The following is a 14,388-nucleotide window of genomic DNA, read 5'->3' as shown; positions in this document are numbered from 1 at the left end:
TGCCTAGCGGGTGAGGGACTCCTGATAGATGTCGGCGTAGGTGCGCGTGCCCTTGATCAGATCGTCGCAGAAGGTGGCGACGTCGGTGCCCGTGACCTCCAGAACGCCCTTGCCGGCCGCGACACCCTCCTCGAAGAAGTCGACGATTCCGGGCAGCAGACCCCCGTCCACCAGATCGGTCGGCCCGACCTTGAACAGGTAGCGCTGCATCTCCTGGTAGACGATCCGGTAATCAGGCGGGAGAGCCTTGACCCGGGCGACGTGCGCCCGCCACTGCTTCTTGCCCTCGACGATGTCTCGAATGCTCATGTCAGTCTCCCAACCGGGCCAGTTTGCGTGCGACGTTCCGGTTCAGCTGCTCCCGCCACCGGTCGCGGTAGGTGCGGGCCCCCGCTCCGCCGGCCAGCGCCGCTGCGAAGCCGGGGATGTCGTCGCCGAGCACCTCGTCAACGCGCTGCCCGTCGGCTGCGGCCTCTTCGAGCAACCCGAGGGCGGCATCGGCGACAGGGGTCAGGTTGCGGCCCGTGAAGCTCCCGTACGGGAAGAGGCCCGCCGTGATCTGTCCCCACGCCGCCTGATAGTCGGCCGGCAACGCCTGCGCCCGATCCTCGAACGCTTTCCAGTCTCGGGTCAGATCGCTGCCCGTGATGGTCTCCCAGAAGCTCATGCCCCGCCCTCCTTGAGTTTGTCGATCCGCGAGGAGACGTACTGCCATTTCGCCCAGAACGTCGCGAGCTCCCTGCGCCCAGCGTCGTTGAGCGTGTAGAACTTGCGCGGCGGACCCACTTCGGACCGTCGCTTCGACACCTGGACGAGCTTGCCGCGTTCCAGACGCAGCAGGATGGTGTACACCGTGCCGTCGATGACGTCAGCGAAGCCGAGCGCGTTCAGGCGGCGCGTGATGGCGTAGCCGTAGGTCTCCTCACGGCTGATGATTTCGAGCACGCAGCCCTCAAGCGTGCCCTTCAGCATCTCGGTCAGATCCTCCACCGCGCCCCCCTCCACTATTCAGTGTCACCAACTACTGGTACACGGTATCACCGAATACCGGTAGTCGGTACCACCGGGCACCGGTGGATTTCCGCCCGCCACGGGCGGCGGCAGTCAGCTTCAGCAGCAGGTGACGGTGCGGAGCCCTGCGGCGTGGTCGCCGGAGGCGGCCTGAGCGGCGACGGCCCGGATCTGGTCGCGGGTGAGGTGGTGGCCGGCGCGGATCACGGCCGAGACCGAGGACAGGTTCGCGGCATCGGCGAGCGGGTCGGCGTCCAGCAGCAGGAAGTCGGCGTCCATCCCGGCCGCGATCCGGCCCATCCGGTCAGACCGGCCGAGATACGCCGCCGGAGCGGTCGTGGCGGCGCGCAGGATGTCCAGCGGCGGGATCCCGGCGGCCGCCCACTCGCCGAACTCCAGGAGCATCGTCTGGCCCGGGGTGGCGCCCTGACCGTCGGTGCCGGTCATCATGGGCACCTTGGCGGCGTGGAAGATGCCGACCATGCGCACACAGAGCTCGTACGCTTTGCGGTAGGTCTCGCGTGTCGTGGCCGGCAGGCCGTCGAAGGTCCTGAGAACGTCCTGACGCTCGGCTCGTTCCTCGGCGGACAGCAGGGCGGAACCGGGGTCCTGCCGGTATTCCGGGGCGTCGGCGAGGTACTGGGTACGCAGGCGGACGAGGGTGGGTGTCTGCCAGGTGCCGTTGGCCGCGAAGGTGCTGGCCAGCTCCCGCGCCCTGGCCTCGTCGAAGGTGTCGAGAGCCTGCCCCAGCAGGGCTACGGCTTCCTCCTTGGCGAAGGCGGCCGGATTGATCAGCCGCCTGTTCTGCTGGCCGGCCAGGACGTCGTCGGCAAGTGGCAGGCCCAGCGCCCATTGCGGTACGGGCAGCGCCGGCTTCTCCCGGCCCCACAACGTGTCGCGTTCCGTGGAGCAGGTGATCCAGATGTTGCTGCCGGTGCCGAGGTGCTCGACCGAGTGGTAGCCGAGCCGGGACGCCTCGGTCACGCTCACGTCGGGCGGCAGGTGCCCGGCCGTCGGGAGGCCCTCCTCCCGCGCCTGTTCGAGCGCCGCGAGGAAGGGCTCGCGGTCGTACACGACGATCTTGATGAAGTCGGCACCCTGCTTCCTCTGTCGCTCGACCTCGGCCCGGGCGTCGTCGGCGGATCCGGCGTTGAACGGCGACAGCAGTGCTCCCGGCATGGCGAGCAGGGCGGGGGCGTACTCGGTCAGCGGCAGCCGGTGCTGCGCCCGGTAGCGCAACAGCTCCTCCGAGGCGGCCATCTGGCGTATGCCGGTGACGCCCTCGGCCAGCATCGTCGCGAGGTAGCCCCGGGCGTCGCCGCCCTGCAACGTGTGGACGTGCATGTTGTTGTAGCCCGGGACGGCGAAGCGGCCGCCGCCATCGACGACGCGCACGTCCCCGGCGGTGGCCGCCGCGGAGCCGGTCACGGCGGTGATACGGCCGTCGCGCACCAGCACCGACCGGTGTGGACGCCGGGAACCGTCGACCGGATCGATCACCGTGACGTTGTCGATCCGGATCGGCGACGCCGTCGGGAACACGACCCGGTCGGGCTCCCTCCTGGTGAGCGCCCGGGTCGCCGGAATACCTACCGCGGCGGCCACGATGACGCCCCCACCCATGGCGAGGAAGCGACGACGGGTACGGCGCGGCTTCGCTGAGTCGTCGGACCTGCCCGGACCACCGGCGACACCCGGGTCAGCGTCCAGGCCCTCACCGCCTGGCCGCTGCTGCGACTCTCGGGTCCCGCCGCAGCCACCAGGCGACGGGACACCCGCATCCCGGGAGAGGTTCACCGGCACGCCGTCCCGGAGCCGCTCCCGGCCGGACGGACGTCGTTCCCGGTGATCGTCAGTCGGAGCCCGTCGGCGGTCGCGGCGGCCCCCCGGTAGACGAGGCCGGCGGGCAGCGTCGGCAGATCGACCGTACGCGACTGGGCCTTGTCGCCGAGACGGCTGGCCGGCAGCCGGACGCCCAGGAACGGGATCTCCACCTCCTCGGGCTCGATGCGCAGGACCCCGTCGACGATCTCGGGATCGGCGTACACCGTCACCTGCTGGGAGCGCCCGAGCAACTGGATCTGCATCTGCACGGTGAGTCGTCCGGCGTCGTCCGCGCCGTAGCCGGCCGGGCTCGTCGGGCCCGGGGAGCCGTGGGCGGCGGCCGTGCCGAGCTGGGCGTACGGCAGGGTGACGTCGGCGACGACCGACCCGGCGCTGATCCCCCCGGAGCCGGGCAGCCGCACGTCGTGCGCGGTCGCCTCCACCGCCGCGGAGAACCGGCCCACCGTCACCTGCGGCACCCGGACGTGGACGGTGCGGAAGGTCCCGCGAGCCAGTTGGATCAGGAACGGGCCGCCCCCGAAGTCGGCCTCGGGCGGCTCACTGAGCCCGGCGGCGCATTGCAGCCGGGCGGCGAGACGGTCGGATGCGTCGCCGGCGACGACCCGGTCGGCGGTGAACCCGATGCCCAGCACCAGCACGACCGGTGCTCCGGCGATGATCCATTTTCTGTGCACGGCCGATACCTCCAGGTGAGTCAGGACTGTGGCCCCCGCCGGACCAGGCCGGCCGGCACGCTGGACCATGGCGGTGCACAGGGCAGGGACCTGGGGCGAAGTCGTCGAACCGGCGCGCTACCGGTCCCCGGTGAACACGGCCGTACGGTCGTCACCGGCCGGCAGGGGCTCTCCTGCGGCGGCCCCGGCCGGAGGCCTGTCGAAGGCCGCCGGGTCGGCCTCGATCGAGATGCTGGGCAGGAACCGGTCGAGGAGCGGGGGCAACTGCCACTGCCGGTCACCGACCAGCACCATCACCGCCGGCACGAGCAGGCAACGCACGATGGTGGCATCGACCGCCACGGCGACCGAGAGTCCGAGTCCGAACATCTTGACGACGGGGTTCGAGTTGATCAGGAAGCTGGCGAAGACAGCCACCATGATGAGGGCCGCACTGCTGATGATCCGGCCGGTGTCGGCGAGTCCGAGGCTCACCGCCCGACGGTTGTCCCTGGTGGCATGCCAGTGTTCCTGCACCGAGCTGAGCAGGAAGACCTCGTAGTCCATGGACAGGCCGAACAGGATGGCGAACATCATCATCGGCACGTAGGACTCGATCGGCACCGGCCCGTCCAGGCCGAGCAGATGGATCCCCCAGCCCCACTGGAAGACCGCGACGACGACGCCGTAGGCGGCGGCGATGGAGATCAGATTCATCGCGGCGGCCTTGGCGGCGAGCCAGAGCGACCGGAAGGCGAGCAGCACGAGCACACAGGCGAACACCACCACGGCGCCGATCAGCAGCGGCAGCCGCTGGGAGATGCGCTCGGCCAGATCGGCCTTGGTGGCGGTCAGCCCGCCCACGTGACCTTCGGCGTCCTCACCGGTCAGGGCCTGCGGCAGCGTCGTGTCGCGAAGCCGGTGCACGAGCTCGACCGTGCTGTCGTCCGAGGGCGACGTCTGTCCGGTCACGTTGAAGACCGCCACGGCGGAGTCGGCGCTGACGACCGGGGCGCTGACCTCCCGTACGCCGGGGGTGTCGGCGAGTGCGGCACCCAGCGCGACCAGACGGGGGTCCTGGGCCCGCGGGTCCTGGCCGGCCACGGTCTTCGCGCCGGGCGGGGCGGTGGCTGGATCGACCATCTCGACGACGACCCGCAGCGGGCCGTTCGCGCCGGGCCCGAAGCCTTCGGCGAGGGCGTCGTGGGAGCGGCGCGACTCGGTGGAGGTGGGCAGTCTCCCGGAGTCCATCTGGCCGAGCCGCAGGGCGAACACCGGGGCGCTGAGCGCGAGCAGCACCGCGGTGGCGGCCAGCGCGGTCAGCAGGGGCCGTTTCGCCACGCGTACGGCCAGGCGGGCCCAGAGCGTGGTGTCGAGTCCTGCGTGATCGGCACCGGTGGTGGTGTGCCGGCTGCCCGGCAGGGAGAACCGGTTGATCCGGGGACCGAGCCAGCCGAGCATCGCCGGTGTGAGGGTGACGGCCGATCCCAGGCTGACGGCCACGACGATGGCGGCGGAGTATCCCAGCCAGCCGACGAAGGAGACGCCGGACAGGGCCAGCCCGCACACCGCGATGATGACGGTGCCGGCGGCGAAGACGACCGCCCCGCCGGATGTCGCCGTCGTACGGGCGGCGGCCTCTTCGGCCGACAGGCCACCGGCCAGCAGGCGTCGGAACCGTACGACCAGGAACAGTCCGTAGTCGATGCCGACCCCGAGGCCGATCATGGTGGCCAGGGTGGCCGCCACCGTCGGGATGTCGACCGCGTTGCCCAGCAGTTTGAGCAGGGCCAGACCGCTTCCGACGGACAGGACGGCGGTGAGGATGGGGACCCCCATGGCGACGGCCGATCCGAAGGCCAGCAGCATGACGATGACGGCCATCACGATGCCGATGAGCTCACTGGTGTGCACCGGGCTCCTGGACAGTCGCTGGCCCAGTTGCCCGCCGATGGACACGTCCAGCCCGGCGTCGGTGGCCGGGGCGGTCGCCTCCCGTACCTGCTCGGCGAGATCGAGGGTCGCCGCGGATCGCGACTGTGGTGTCACGGTCAGGTAGCCGATGCGGCCGTCCGGGCTGAGGGCGGGGGTGCCGGCGGCCGGCGGACCACTCACCGTGCCGACGCCCGGGACTGCGCGAATCCTCTCCGCGGTGGCCTGCAGGGCATCCTGGTACGTCCGGTCGGTCAGTCTGCCGCTCGGCGCCTCGACCACGACCGGGCTGGGGTCGACCGACCTACCGGGAAACGCCCGGTCCAGCAGGGTCTGCGCGACCGCGCTGTCGCTGCCGTCGACCGCGATGGCGTCGGCGTTGCCGCCGTCGAAACGGCTGCCGGCGAGGATGAGCGCCAGGGCCAGGACGACCCAGCTGACGGTCACCGCGCGGGCGTGACGTGCACAGAACCGGCCCGTCCGGTAGAGGAAGGTTGTCATCTCGCTGCGCTCACCCGGGACTCGTCGTTGCGGGGCCGCACGGCCGTTGTCGTTGCCACGTAGCTCAGCGAACCAGCGGATGCTTACCGGCAGCCGCCGCTGAGGCTGACGGTTGTCTGAGGGCCGCTGCGGCATCATGGGCCGATGAGTACCACCGGCCCCACCTCCCTCCTGCACCCCAGCCGGCCAGGCACGCCGGCCCGGATCCTGGTGGTCGACGACGAGGCGCACATCGTCGAGGTGCTGGCGGCGACGTTGACGTTCGCCGGGTTCGAGGTACGGGCTGCGCGCTCGGGTGCCGAGGCCCGACAGGTCGCCGCCGAATACCGGCCCCGGGTGGCCCTCCTGGACGTCCTGCTCCCCGACGGCTCCGGCTTCGATCTCTGCGACTCGTTACGGGAGGTTCAGCCTGAGCTGGGCGTGCTGTTCGTGACGGCCCGCGACGCCGTCAGCGACCGGCTGACCGGGCTCGGTCTGGCGGACGGCTACATCACCAAACCGTTCAGTGTCGCCGAGGTGATCGCCCGGCTCAACGTGCTGCTGCGTCGTCTGGACGCCAGGCGGCCCGACCAGACGGTCGATCCGGTGCTCCGGGTCGGCGACCTGGAGGTGGCCGTGCGGAGTCACCGGGTGAGCCGCCAGGGAGACGACGTGGAGCTGACACCGACCGAGTTCAGGGTGCTCACCTACCTCATGGGTCGCCCTGGACTTGTCGTCAGCAAACAGCACCTGCTCAGCGAGGTGTGGGGGCATCAGTTCGGCGACGTGACGGCCGTGGAGAAGGTCGTCAGCCAGTTGCGCCGCAAGATCGGGCCAGGGCTGCTGCACACCGTACGCGGATTCGGCTACACGGTGCGTGACGGCGCACCGTGAGCCGGCAGGGTGACGCGTGCCTCCAGGCCTCCCCCGTCGTCCCGCCGGTCGTGCAGGCTCAGCGTCCCGCCGTGTTGCTCGGTGATCTCCCGCGCGATGCTGAGCCCCAGACCGCTGCCACCGTTGGCCACGCGACCGCCGTCGGCCCGCCAGAAACGTTCGAAGGCGCGGGCGATCGACAGCGGGTCGAGGCCCGGCCCGTGATCCCGGACGAGGATCACGAGACGGTCGCCCGCGTGGGCGACGACGACGTCGATCGGGCTGCCCGCCGGTGTGTACCGGACGGCGTTGCCCAGCAGGTTACGCATCACCTGGACGAGCGACGTCTCGTCGCCCGGCACGATCGCGTGGGGCGGCTCCACCCGAAGTGAGATCGTCCGGCCGGGCTCGATCATGCGGAGATCGGTGACCAGGCCGCCGAGTGCGGCACCGACGTCGACAGGCATCCGTTCCAGCGGCCGGCGGGCGTCCAGCCGGGCCAGCAGGATCAACTCCTCGACCAGGCGCTGCATCCGGGTGGTCTCCGCACTGATGCGCGCCATGGCCAGGTCCACCTGCTCCCCGTCGGCGACGCCGCCGTTGAGGTAGAGGTCGCTCCAGCCGCCGACGGTGGTCAACGGTGTCCTGAGTTCGTGTGACGCGTCGGCGACGAAGCGGCGCACCCGGTCCTCGGCATCTTCCCGCGCGCCGAAGGCCGCGTTGAGCTCGGCCGCCACCCGACCGATCTCGCTGTGCGGATGCGGCACCGGGATACGGCGGCCACGCTGTCCGCCGGCTATCGCTCGTGCGGTGTCGGCCACGACCCGCAACGGCCGCAGACCGATCCCGAGGACCAGGTTCGCGGTCAGCACCCCGGCCGCGAGGATCGCCGCGGAGGCGATGACCTCGACGAGCAGCAGGCGGTTGAGCGTGGCGTCCACGTCGGCCAGGGAGATCCCGACGATCAGGGCGGCCGGCCGCACGCGTAGGCCGTCGATGCTCAGCGTGATCCCCGCGGCCACGCCGGAAAGGTCGATGATGGTCAGTCGGTAACCGGGGCCGCCGCCCGTGCTGGCGGCGGTGAACGGCCCGGAGGTGGCCCTGATCAAGTCCGGCAGGACCGGCGGCGTCAGATCCTCGTTGGCGGACACCGCCTCGTGCGCCACCAGCAGCGACCCGTCGTCACCCACCACGGCGACGTACTGGGTGCTGGGCGTCAGCATCCGCACCGTGCCCCAGCTGATCTTAACGTCGCTGTCCCTGCCGACCTGGTCACCGATCCGGTCCGCCACCGACTCCAGGGTCGCGTCGAGCCGGTTACGCAGGAACGTCTCCAACGCGGCGTAGGCGGTGACGTCGGCGACGAGCAGCCCGGCGGCGAGCAGCGCGAGGGTCCCGGCCAGCAGACGCCCCCGCAGCCCCTGCCAGGCGCTGGTGACACGCGGCACCGCCGGCAGCCTCACGCCGAGGGCTCCCGCATCGCGTAACCGAATCCCCGGACGGTGTGCAGCAGCGGCGGCACGCCGTCCGCGTCGATCTTGCCGCGCAGTTGGCTGACGAACTTCTCCACCACCGAGGTGTCGCCGCCCTCGTAGCCCCACACCTCGCGCAGGATCTGACGGCGTGACAGCACCAGTTCGACGTGCCGCATAAAGTACTCCAGCAGCCGGAACTCGGTAGGCGACAGCGTGATCGACCGACCGGCGCGGACGACCCGGTGGGTCTGCTCGTCCAGCTCCAGATCCCCCACCCGCAGGCACGTGGCGGGTTCCGCCGCCGACACCGTACGGCGCAACAGCACGTTCAGCCGGGCGACCACCTCAGCGGTGCTGAACGGCTTCGTCACATAGTCGTCGGCCCCCAACGCCAGGCCGGTCACCTTGTCCTCGATCCCGTCGCGGGCGGTCAGCAGCAGCACCGACAACTGTTCGTCGCGGGCCCGAAGCTCCAGGCAGAGATCGAGACCGGAACCGTCGGGCAGCATGACGTCCAGCACCGCAAGCTCCGGCCTGAACCCGCGCGCCAGCACCCGCGCCTCGGCGCAGCTCGCCGCCGCCCGTACGGTGAAGCCCGCGAACGACAGCATCGCGATCAGCACCTCCGCGATCGCCGCTTCGTCCTCGACCACCAGCACCCGGGCCGGACGCAGAGCGACGAGTCCGGCGGCGCGCGGGCCGACCTCACCCGATCGCCCCGGACCGGAGCGGTTCGCGGTTGTCACCGCTCAACCATGCCGCACCGTCGCCGCCGATGCCCCTGCGACAAGCTTCTCATCGCCTGCTGATTGGCTGAATGCGCCGTCCGATTCCGCTCACTGCCGATTGACGTCACCGGAACCGCGGTGCTTGCGGTCCACTTGGGCGGGTGAACGGTGCGGTCCAGATGCCTCTGTCGGCGTGAGCGGAGGCGTAACCGTCGCCGGCGTACGTCAGCTGCGGCCGACCTGGAAACCGACTCCGCGGACCGTCCGGATCCAACCGCTACCAATCGTGCTTCGCAGTGAGCTGACGTGCGTGTCGATGGTGCGACTGCTCCGGCTGTTCGCGACGTGCGGGGTGGGATCGCCCCACACCTCTGCCATCAACCGTTCCCGACTCAGCACGCTGCCGCCCTGCCGGGTCGCCGCCGAATCCGCGGTGTCGGCCGGTCCCACGTCGTTGCGGGAGTCGTTCGGGCGGCCGGGCAGCAGGCTGCTACCCGCCAGAATCACCAGGACGCAGGCCACGATCCACCAGTACACGAGCCGGAACCCGCCCATCGGATCGGCCTCACCTGCGACATCGACGATCAGCGCGACCACGGCGATGCCGACCGACGCGCCGAGCTGGTTGAGCATGTACAGCACCGAACTGCCCTGCGGCACCTGGTGGCTGGGAAGCGTCCGGTACAGCGCGCCCATGGTCGGCGCGCCCACGGCACCGAGCCCTACGCCGATGACGAACGCCCACAGCGCCGACCACGCCCCGTTGGTCCCGGCATCGACCTGGGTGAGCGCCAACGCGCCGAGCGCGGCAACCGCAGCACCGGTAAGGGCTGGACCCTGCGCCCCGACCGTGTCGCTGAGCCGGCCGGCGACCGGCATGGCCAGGACGGAGCCCAGCCCCAGTGGTGCGACGAGAAGACCGGCGGCCAGGGCACCGTCGCCCTGCCCGTGCAACTGCTGGTAGTAGAGGGGCAGCGCGAACAGGATCGAGTAGGTGGCGACCCCGACCAGGCCCTGCACCGTGACACTGGCGGAGAAGCTTCGGCTGGCGAACAGTCGCAGGTCGATCAGGGGCGGCACGGTCCGGGGACGCAGGGCGTGCGTGGCGTAGGCGACCAACGCGGCCACCCCGACCACCAGGGGAACCAGCACCCGCCAGGCGGTCAACGTACCCGCTGTGGCGACCTGGGACAGGGCGAGCACGACGGCAGCCACCCCCGGGCCGGCCAGGACGAGACCCAGCACGTCCAGGCGGCTGCGGGGGTTGAGCGTCTCCGGCGCGTCGGCCGGCACCACACGCAGCGCCAAGGCGAACGCGACCAGACCGATCGGGATGTTGACCAGGAACATCCACCGCCAGTTGGTGGTGTCAAGGACGAGGCCACCGATCACCGGGCCCAGCACCGGCCCCAGTGGCAGGACCGCGCCCATGAGGCCCATCACCCGCCCCGCGCGGTGTGGGCCCGCCGCACGGGCCAGCAGGGTGAGCACGAGCGGATCGAGGATGCCGGCCCCCACGCCCTGGACGACGCGGAACAGGATCAGGCTCGCCACGCTCCCGGCGAGGCCGGAGGCCAACGATCCCGCCATGAACAGCAGGAGGCCGAAGAGCCAGAGCCGTCGCGCGCCGAAGCGGTCCACCGCCCAGGTCGTGATCGGGATGGTGGCGGTCAGGGCGAGCAGATATCCGGTGGATGCCCAGCTGATGGCGCTGACCGAGGCCTGGAAGGTGGTGGTGAGGGTGTCCACGGCGACGGCAACCATGGTGCCGTCGAGGATGCCCATGATGCCGCCCAGCAGCACGACGCTGACCAGCCTGATCAGCGCTGGATCCAATCTGTTGTCTGCCTGGGTCACGGCGCTCTCCCGCTCGACTTAATGAACCTGCCGGTTCAAATTACCGGTCCAGCCGGACCGATCGCAAGAACTCCGTTCAATCCACTGGACTCACCGGTTCAAGTTGCTGGACGTCGGCTAGGATGTCCAGATGGCGGAGGTCGCGGAGCGTGAGGAGCAGCGAAAACGGGTTCACCGGGGGCGCATCGACAAGCGGAAGGCGATCCTCGACGCCGCGTTCGCCGTGTTCGCGCGTAAGGGCTACGCACAGGCCTGCGTCAACGAGATCGCCGTCGAGGCCGGGGTCGCCAAGCCCACCGTGTACAACCACCTCACCGACAAGGTGAACCTCTTCCGGCACGCGGTCGAGGCAGCCTCGGACGCCCTCATCTCGCAGAACCTCGCCACCATCGGCCGACTCGCCGATCCGGGCGACGACATCCGGGCGACGCTGCTCGCGGTGGGCAGCGAGCTGGCCCGGCTCGCCTGCAACGAGCAGGCCCAAGCATTGCGGCGGCTGCTCTACGCCGAAGCCGCCCGCTTTCCCGAACTCCTCGACGCCGTCCCCGGGTACGGGCCGGACCGGCTCACCGAGGCGCTGGCCGACCGCTTCGCCCGCCTCGCGCTGGCTGGTCGGTTGCGGATCTCCGATCCGGCCCTGGCCGCCGAGCAGTTTCTCGCGCTGATCACCGGGCCGCTGGAGACCCGGTCGCACTACGGCAACCGTAGTGTCTCCGTGCAGGAACAGCAGGCCGTCACCGTGGCAGCCGTGGACACGTTCCTGCTGGCCTTCGGATAGCGCGCTGCTGCACGGATTTCCCTGCCGCGCACGCGCTGGCGGGTCGCTGACGTTGTGCCAGTGGCGACGCCGGGCCGACGTCGATGCCGGGACCACGCCCGGCACGGCCACCAGTGAGTCGGCCGCCGAGGGGATCCCCGTGGCTGGCCCGACCCGTGAAACCACCTCGACCTGGCCGGCCAGGATCGGTGCGTGCCGCTGCGGGGACTGCCCCCGATAGATCGGCCCGGATATCATCGCTGAGGAACGAAGGAGGTCGCGTATGCAGCCGGTCGTTCCGTTCCAGCTCATCGCAAAGCTCGGGGCCTGCCAGATCGGCGGCGTATGGTCGGCCGTCGACGAGAACGAGCATTCTCTCGTCGTCGCCGTGCTCGACGCCGGTGTCGCGGGCGAGCCACGCTGGCGGGACGCCTTCGCGGCTACCACCAACGCTATCGCGCAATCGGCCTCGGCCGGCCCGACCTACGTCGGCGCAGACTTCTCCGCCGCCACACCGTGGGTCGCCTATCCACAGGAACTTCTTCCCACTGCGGAACGCACGTTCCTCGCCCTCGGAATGTCCTACGCGCCAGTTGTGGCCCACGCGGACGATCCCCCCACGGCAGAGCGCCACGTGCAGCCGGACGCCGCGCCGACGCCGCGCCCGACCGACCGACCACTGACGACGGCCGAGCAGACGTCTCCGGCGCGACTGGGCAGGACCCTCCCGCCGACCGACCCGTCACCCCCGTCGGACTCCCCGCCTCACCCACCCGCTGAGCCGCCGCCGCTGCGGCCCCCGCCTCGGGCCGGCCGGTGGGCGCTGCCTGCCATCGGCCTCATCGTGGGGCTGCTGGCTGGCGGCGGCCTGGTCCTGCTCGTAGATCCGGGCACGGACCCACCCCGCCCGCCGGCGGCGGCCAGCGCTTCGCCGTTACCGTCGCCGGCTCCCACGCCCGCGCCGCTGAGCCCCGGGCTCGAACCGCCGGTCGCCGGCCGCTGGCCGGCCGGGTGGGTGAGGTTCACCCCCGCCGACCGGATCCACACCGTGACCGGGCTGGATGGCGTGAGCTTCCCGGTCAGGCTGCCGCCGCGGTGGCGGTGCACGCTCGTCGAGCGAGCCGACGGGCTCAGCAGGCACCGGTGCGGCGGGCCGTCGGACAGCGGCGAAGATCTCGGTGGCGAGCTGGTCGTACGCGAATGCCCGGCACCGTGCGACGGACCTCGGCAGACCGCCATGCGTACCGCCGAAGAGGCCTGGGGGCTGCAGTGGGTGCACTGTGGGCCCACCTGCGCGTACGCCGAAACCAGCAGTCTCACCGTCGATGGCGCGCGACGGTACGGCCTGGTGGTGGTCGCCTACTGGCGCAGTGGCGACGGCGACATCGACCAGCAGGTGGTGTTGCGGATGACGGCACCCGTCACCAACGCGAACCTGCTACGCCGGGTCGCCAACTACCTTCGGGACGTCCTGCTCTTCTGACCCGGTCGTGGCCGGCTGGCCGGCCGGCCAGCTGGTCCACCTGATCAGGCAGAGCGGCAGCCAGGTCAGGTATCCGGCGAGGGTGACCGCCAGGTGCGACGCTTCCAGCCAGGAGATCCAGGCGAGTGCGATCAGGTAGAGCGCCGGCGTCGGATCGCCCCGTCCGAACAGGAGGACCGAGCGCCGCCAGACGAAACCGAGCAGGACCGCGAAGAGGACGACGGTGAGCAGGCCCCCGACGGCCAGCAGGTGGACCAGCACGTTGTGCCCGTGGGTGTACCGGCCACCGAGCGCCTCGACCAACTGCGGCTGCCGCTCGAAGTAGCCGGGTCCGTGGCCGACCAGTGGTCGATCGGCCCACCGGCTCAACAGGGCACGCCAGATCTGCCCCCGCTTGGTGAACATGGCCGGGTCGGTGACGAGCAGCGGGCTGAGCACGGTCAGGACGAGCCCGGCCGCCGCCGGACCACCGACGAGCACCGACCGCCGCCACCCCACACCCAGCCGACCAACTGCCTGCCAGTGGAGCAGTCCCCGGGTCAGCAGGACGACGAGGGCCGCCAGTTGACTGGTCCGGGAACCGGTCCAGACCAGCGCGACCAGGATCATGGCCAGAGCGACCCGGCGCGACCACCCGTGCCGCAGACGGAACACGAACGGCAGACTGAGCGCGAGCATGATTCCGAGCACGTTCGAGTGCGGGTACGCTCCGGTGAGCAGTCCGCCGACAGCCCAGCTCTTGGCCCCCACTCCGGCTCCGGTGAGCAGCGCCAGATCGGGCCGTAGCGCCGCCAGCAGAAGCGCACCGGCGGCGCTGACCGCCCCGAGCACCCCGATCGCGGCCAGTGCCGGCGTTCCCGGCTGGAGCGCCCAGATCGCGAGGATGGCAGCAGGCAGAGCCAACGCCACCGGCCCGGGGGGTTCGCCGTTGACCAGCCCGGCAAGGTGCAGGGCACCCAGCGGCGCCAGGGCCACGACAAGTTCACCCGGGCGGTGCTGGCGTGGCCTCCGCAGCCCGTACCCGGCAAGGAGCAGGGACAGCCCGATCACGGCCGCGGTGACGGCGTCGCCGAGGAGACGGCCGGTGGCGGGCATGGAATCCACTGCGGCGTTGAAGGTCGGTCGCCCGTTGGACAGCAGGTCCAGAAGTGAGGGAATGGTGACCCTGACCCAGGCCAGGCCCAGCAGGACGACCACGCCCCCGGTGGCGACCCGGTCCACGGTGGCGGGATCCCCGCGACCCAGGAAGCCCGCCCGCTGAAGGCCGGCGACCATCCGATCGCGGGACAACATA

13 protein-coding genes are annotated in these 14,388 nt (G+C 71.0%); 3 read left to right on the top strand and 10 right to left on the bottom strand.

From position 1 onward, the window contains the following. Window positions 1-3 precede the first annotated feature (3 nt). From ACWCHM_RS07240 to ACWCHM_RS07215, 6 genes are all read right to left on the bottom strand, one after another. The gene (locus ACWCHM_RS07240; protein ID WP_454221810.1) at window positions 4-309 is read right to left on the bottom strand and encodes a DUF1048 domain-containing protein; all 306 of its coding nucleotides are present in this window, start codon (window positions 307-309) and stop codon (window positions 4-6) included. 1 nt (window position 310) lies between these two features. Further along, complete coding sequence (locus tag ACWCHM_RS07235) at window positions 311-667, bottom strand: DUF1048 domain-containing protein (RefSeq protein WP_204961677.1); 357 nt, start codon at window positions 665-667, stop codon at window positions 311-313. After that, complete coding sequence (locus ACWCHM_RS07230; RefSeq protein WP_204961676.1) at window positions 664-990, bottom strand: PadR family transcriptional regulator; 327 nt, start codon at window positions 988-990, stop codon at window positions 664-666. Before ACWCHM_RS07230 ends, ACWCHM_RS07235 begins: the two co-directional genes overlap by 4 nt. Window positions 991-1,110: 120 nt before the next feature. Further along, window positions 1,111-2,634 (bottom strand): amidohydrolase family protein, encoded by a 1,524-nt coding sequence (locus ACWCHM_RS07225; protein WP_454221809.1) that lies wholly within the window; start codon window positions 2,632-2,634, stop codon window positions 1,111-1,113. 170 nt (window positions 2,635-2,804) lie between these two features. Next, on the bottom strand, window positions 2,805-3,530 hold the full coding sequence (locus ACWCHM_RS07220) for an LmeA family phospholipid-binding protein (RefSeq protein WP_454221808.1): 726 nt from the start codon (window positions 3,528-3,530) through the stop codon (window positions 2,805-2,807). A gap of 117 nt (window positions 3,531-3,647) precedes the next feature. Next, entirely contained in the window at window positions 3,648-5,888 is a 2,241-nt protein-coding gene (locus ACWCHM_RS07215; protein WP_454221807.1) for an MMPL family transporter, read from the bottom strand. Window positions 5,889-6,086: 198 nt separating this feature from the next. On the opposite strand from ACWCHM_RS07215, the gene ACWCHM_RS07210 reads away from it, so the two are divergent. Next, on the top strand, window positions 6,087-6,815 hold the full coding sequence (locus tag ACWCHM_RS07210; RefSeq protein WP_204961672.1) for a response regulator transcription factor: 729 nt from the start codon (window positions 6,087-6,089) through the stop codon (window positions 6,813-6,815). Here ACWCHM_RS07210 and ACWCHM_RS07205 read toward each other — a convergent pair. The 3 genes from ACWCHM_RS07205 to ACWCHM_RS07195 all read right to left on the bottom strand — a co-directional run bounded on the left by ACWCHM_RS07205 (window position 6,788) and on the right by ACWCHM_RS07195 (window position 10,854). After that, entirely contained in the window at window positions 6,788-8,242 is a 1,455-nt protein-coding gene (locus tag ACWCHM_RS07205) for a sensor histidine kinase (RefSeq protein WP_454221806.1), read from the bottom strand. The two genes, ACWCHM_RS07210 and ACWCHM_RS07205, sit on opposite strands and share 28 nt — an antisense overlap. Before the next feature lie 11 nt (window positions 8,243-8,253). After that, the gene (locus ACWCHM_RS07200) at window positions 8,254-9,015 is read right to left on the bottom strand and encodes a response regulator transcription factor (protein ID WP_454221805.1); all 762 of its coding nucleotides are present in this window, start codon (window positions 9,013-9,015) and stop codon (window positions 8,254-8,256) included. A gap of 207 nt (window positions 9,016-9,222) precedes the next feature. Further along, a complete protein-coding gene (locus ACWCHM_RS07195) occupies window positions 9,223-10,854 on the bottom strand; it encodes a DHA2 family efflux MFS transporter permease subunit (RefSeq protein ID WP_454221804.1) in 1,632 nt (543 codons plus the stop codon). Between the two features lie 130 nt (window positions 10,855-10,984). On the opposite strand from ACWCHM_RS07195, the gene ACWCHM_RS07190 reads away from it, so the two are divergent. Together ACWCHM_RS07190 and ACWCHM_RS07185 are read left to right on the top strand one after the other, a co-directional pair. Then, the gene (locus tag ACWCHM_RS07190) at window positions 10,985-11,632 is read left to right on the top strand and encodes a TetR/AcrR family transcriptional regulator C-terminal domain-containing protein (protein WP_454221803.1); all 648 of its coding nucleotides are present in this window, start codon (window positions 10,985-10,987) and stop codon (window positions 11,630-11,632) included. Between the two features lie 262 nt (window positions 11,633-11,894). After that, on the top strand, window positions 11,895-13,094 hold the full coding sequence (locus ACWCHM_RS07185; protein WP_454221802.1) for a hypothetical protein: 1,200 nt from the start codon (window positions 11,895-11,897) through the stop codon (window positions 13,092-13,094). Here ACWCHM_RS07185 and ACWCHM_RS07180 read toward each other — a convergent pair. After that, entirely contained in the window at window positions 13,050-14,387 is a 1,338-nt protein-coding gene (locus ACWCHM_RS07180) for an O-antigen ligase family protein (RefSeq protein WP_454223037.1), read from the bottom strand. The genes ACWCHM_RS07185 and ACWCHM_RS07180 overlap by 45 nt on opposite strands. Window position 14,388: the final 1 nt, after the last annotated feature.

It is taken from the genome of Micromonospora sp. SCSIO 07396 (genome assembly GCF_053667945.1).
The sequence above is the reverse complement of the archived record's forward strand: the minus strand, read 5'-3'. Positions and strand labels throughout refer to the sequence as shown.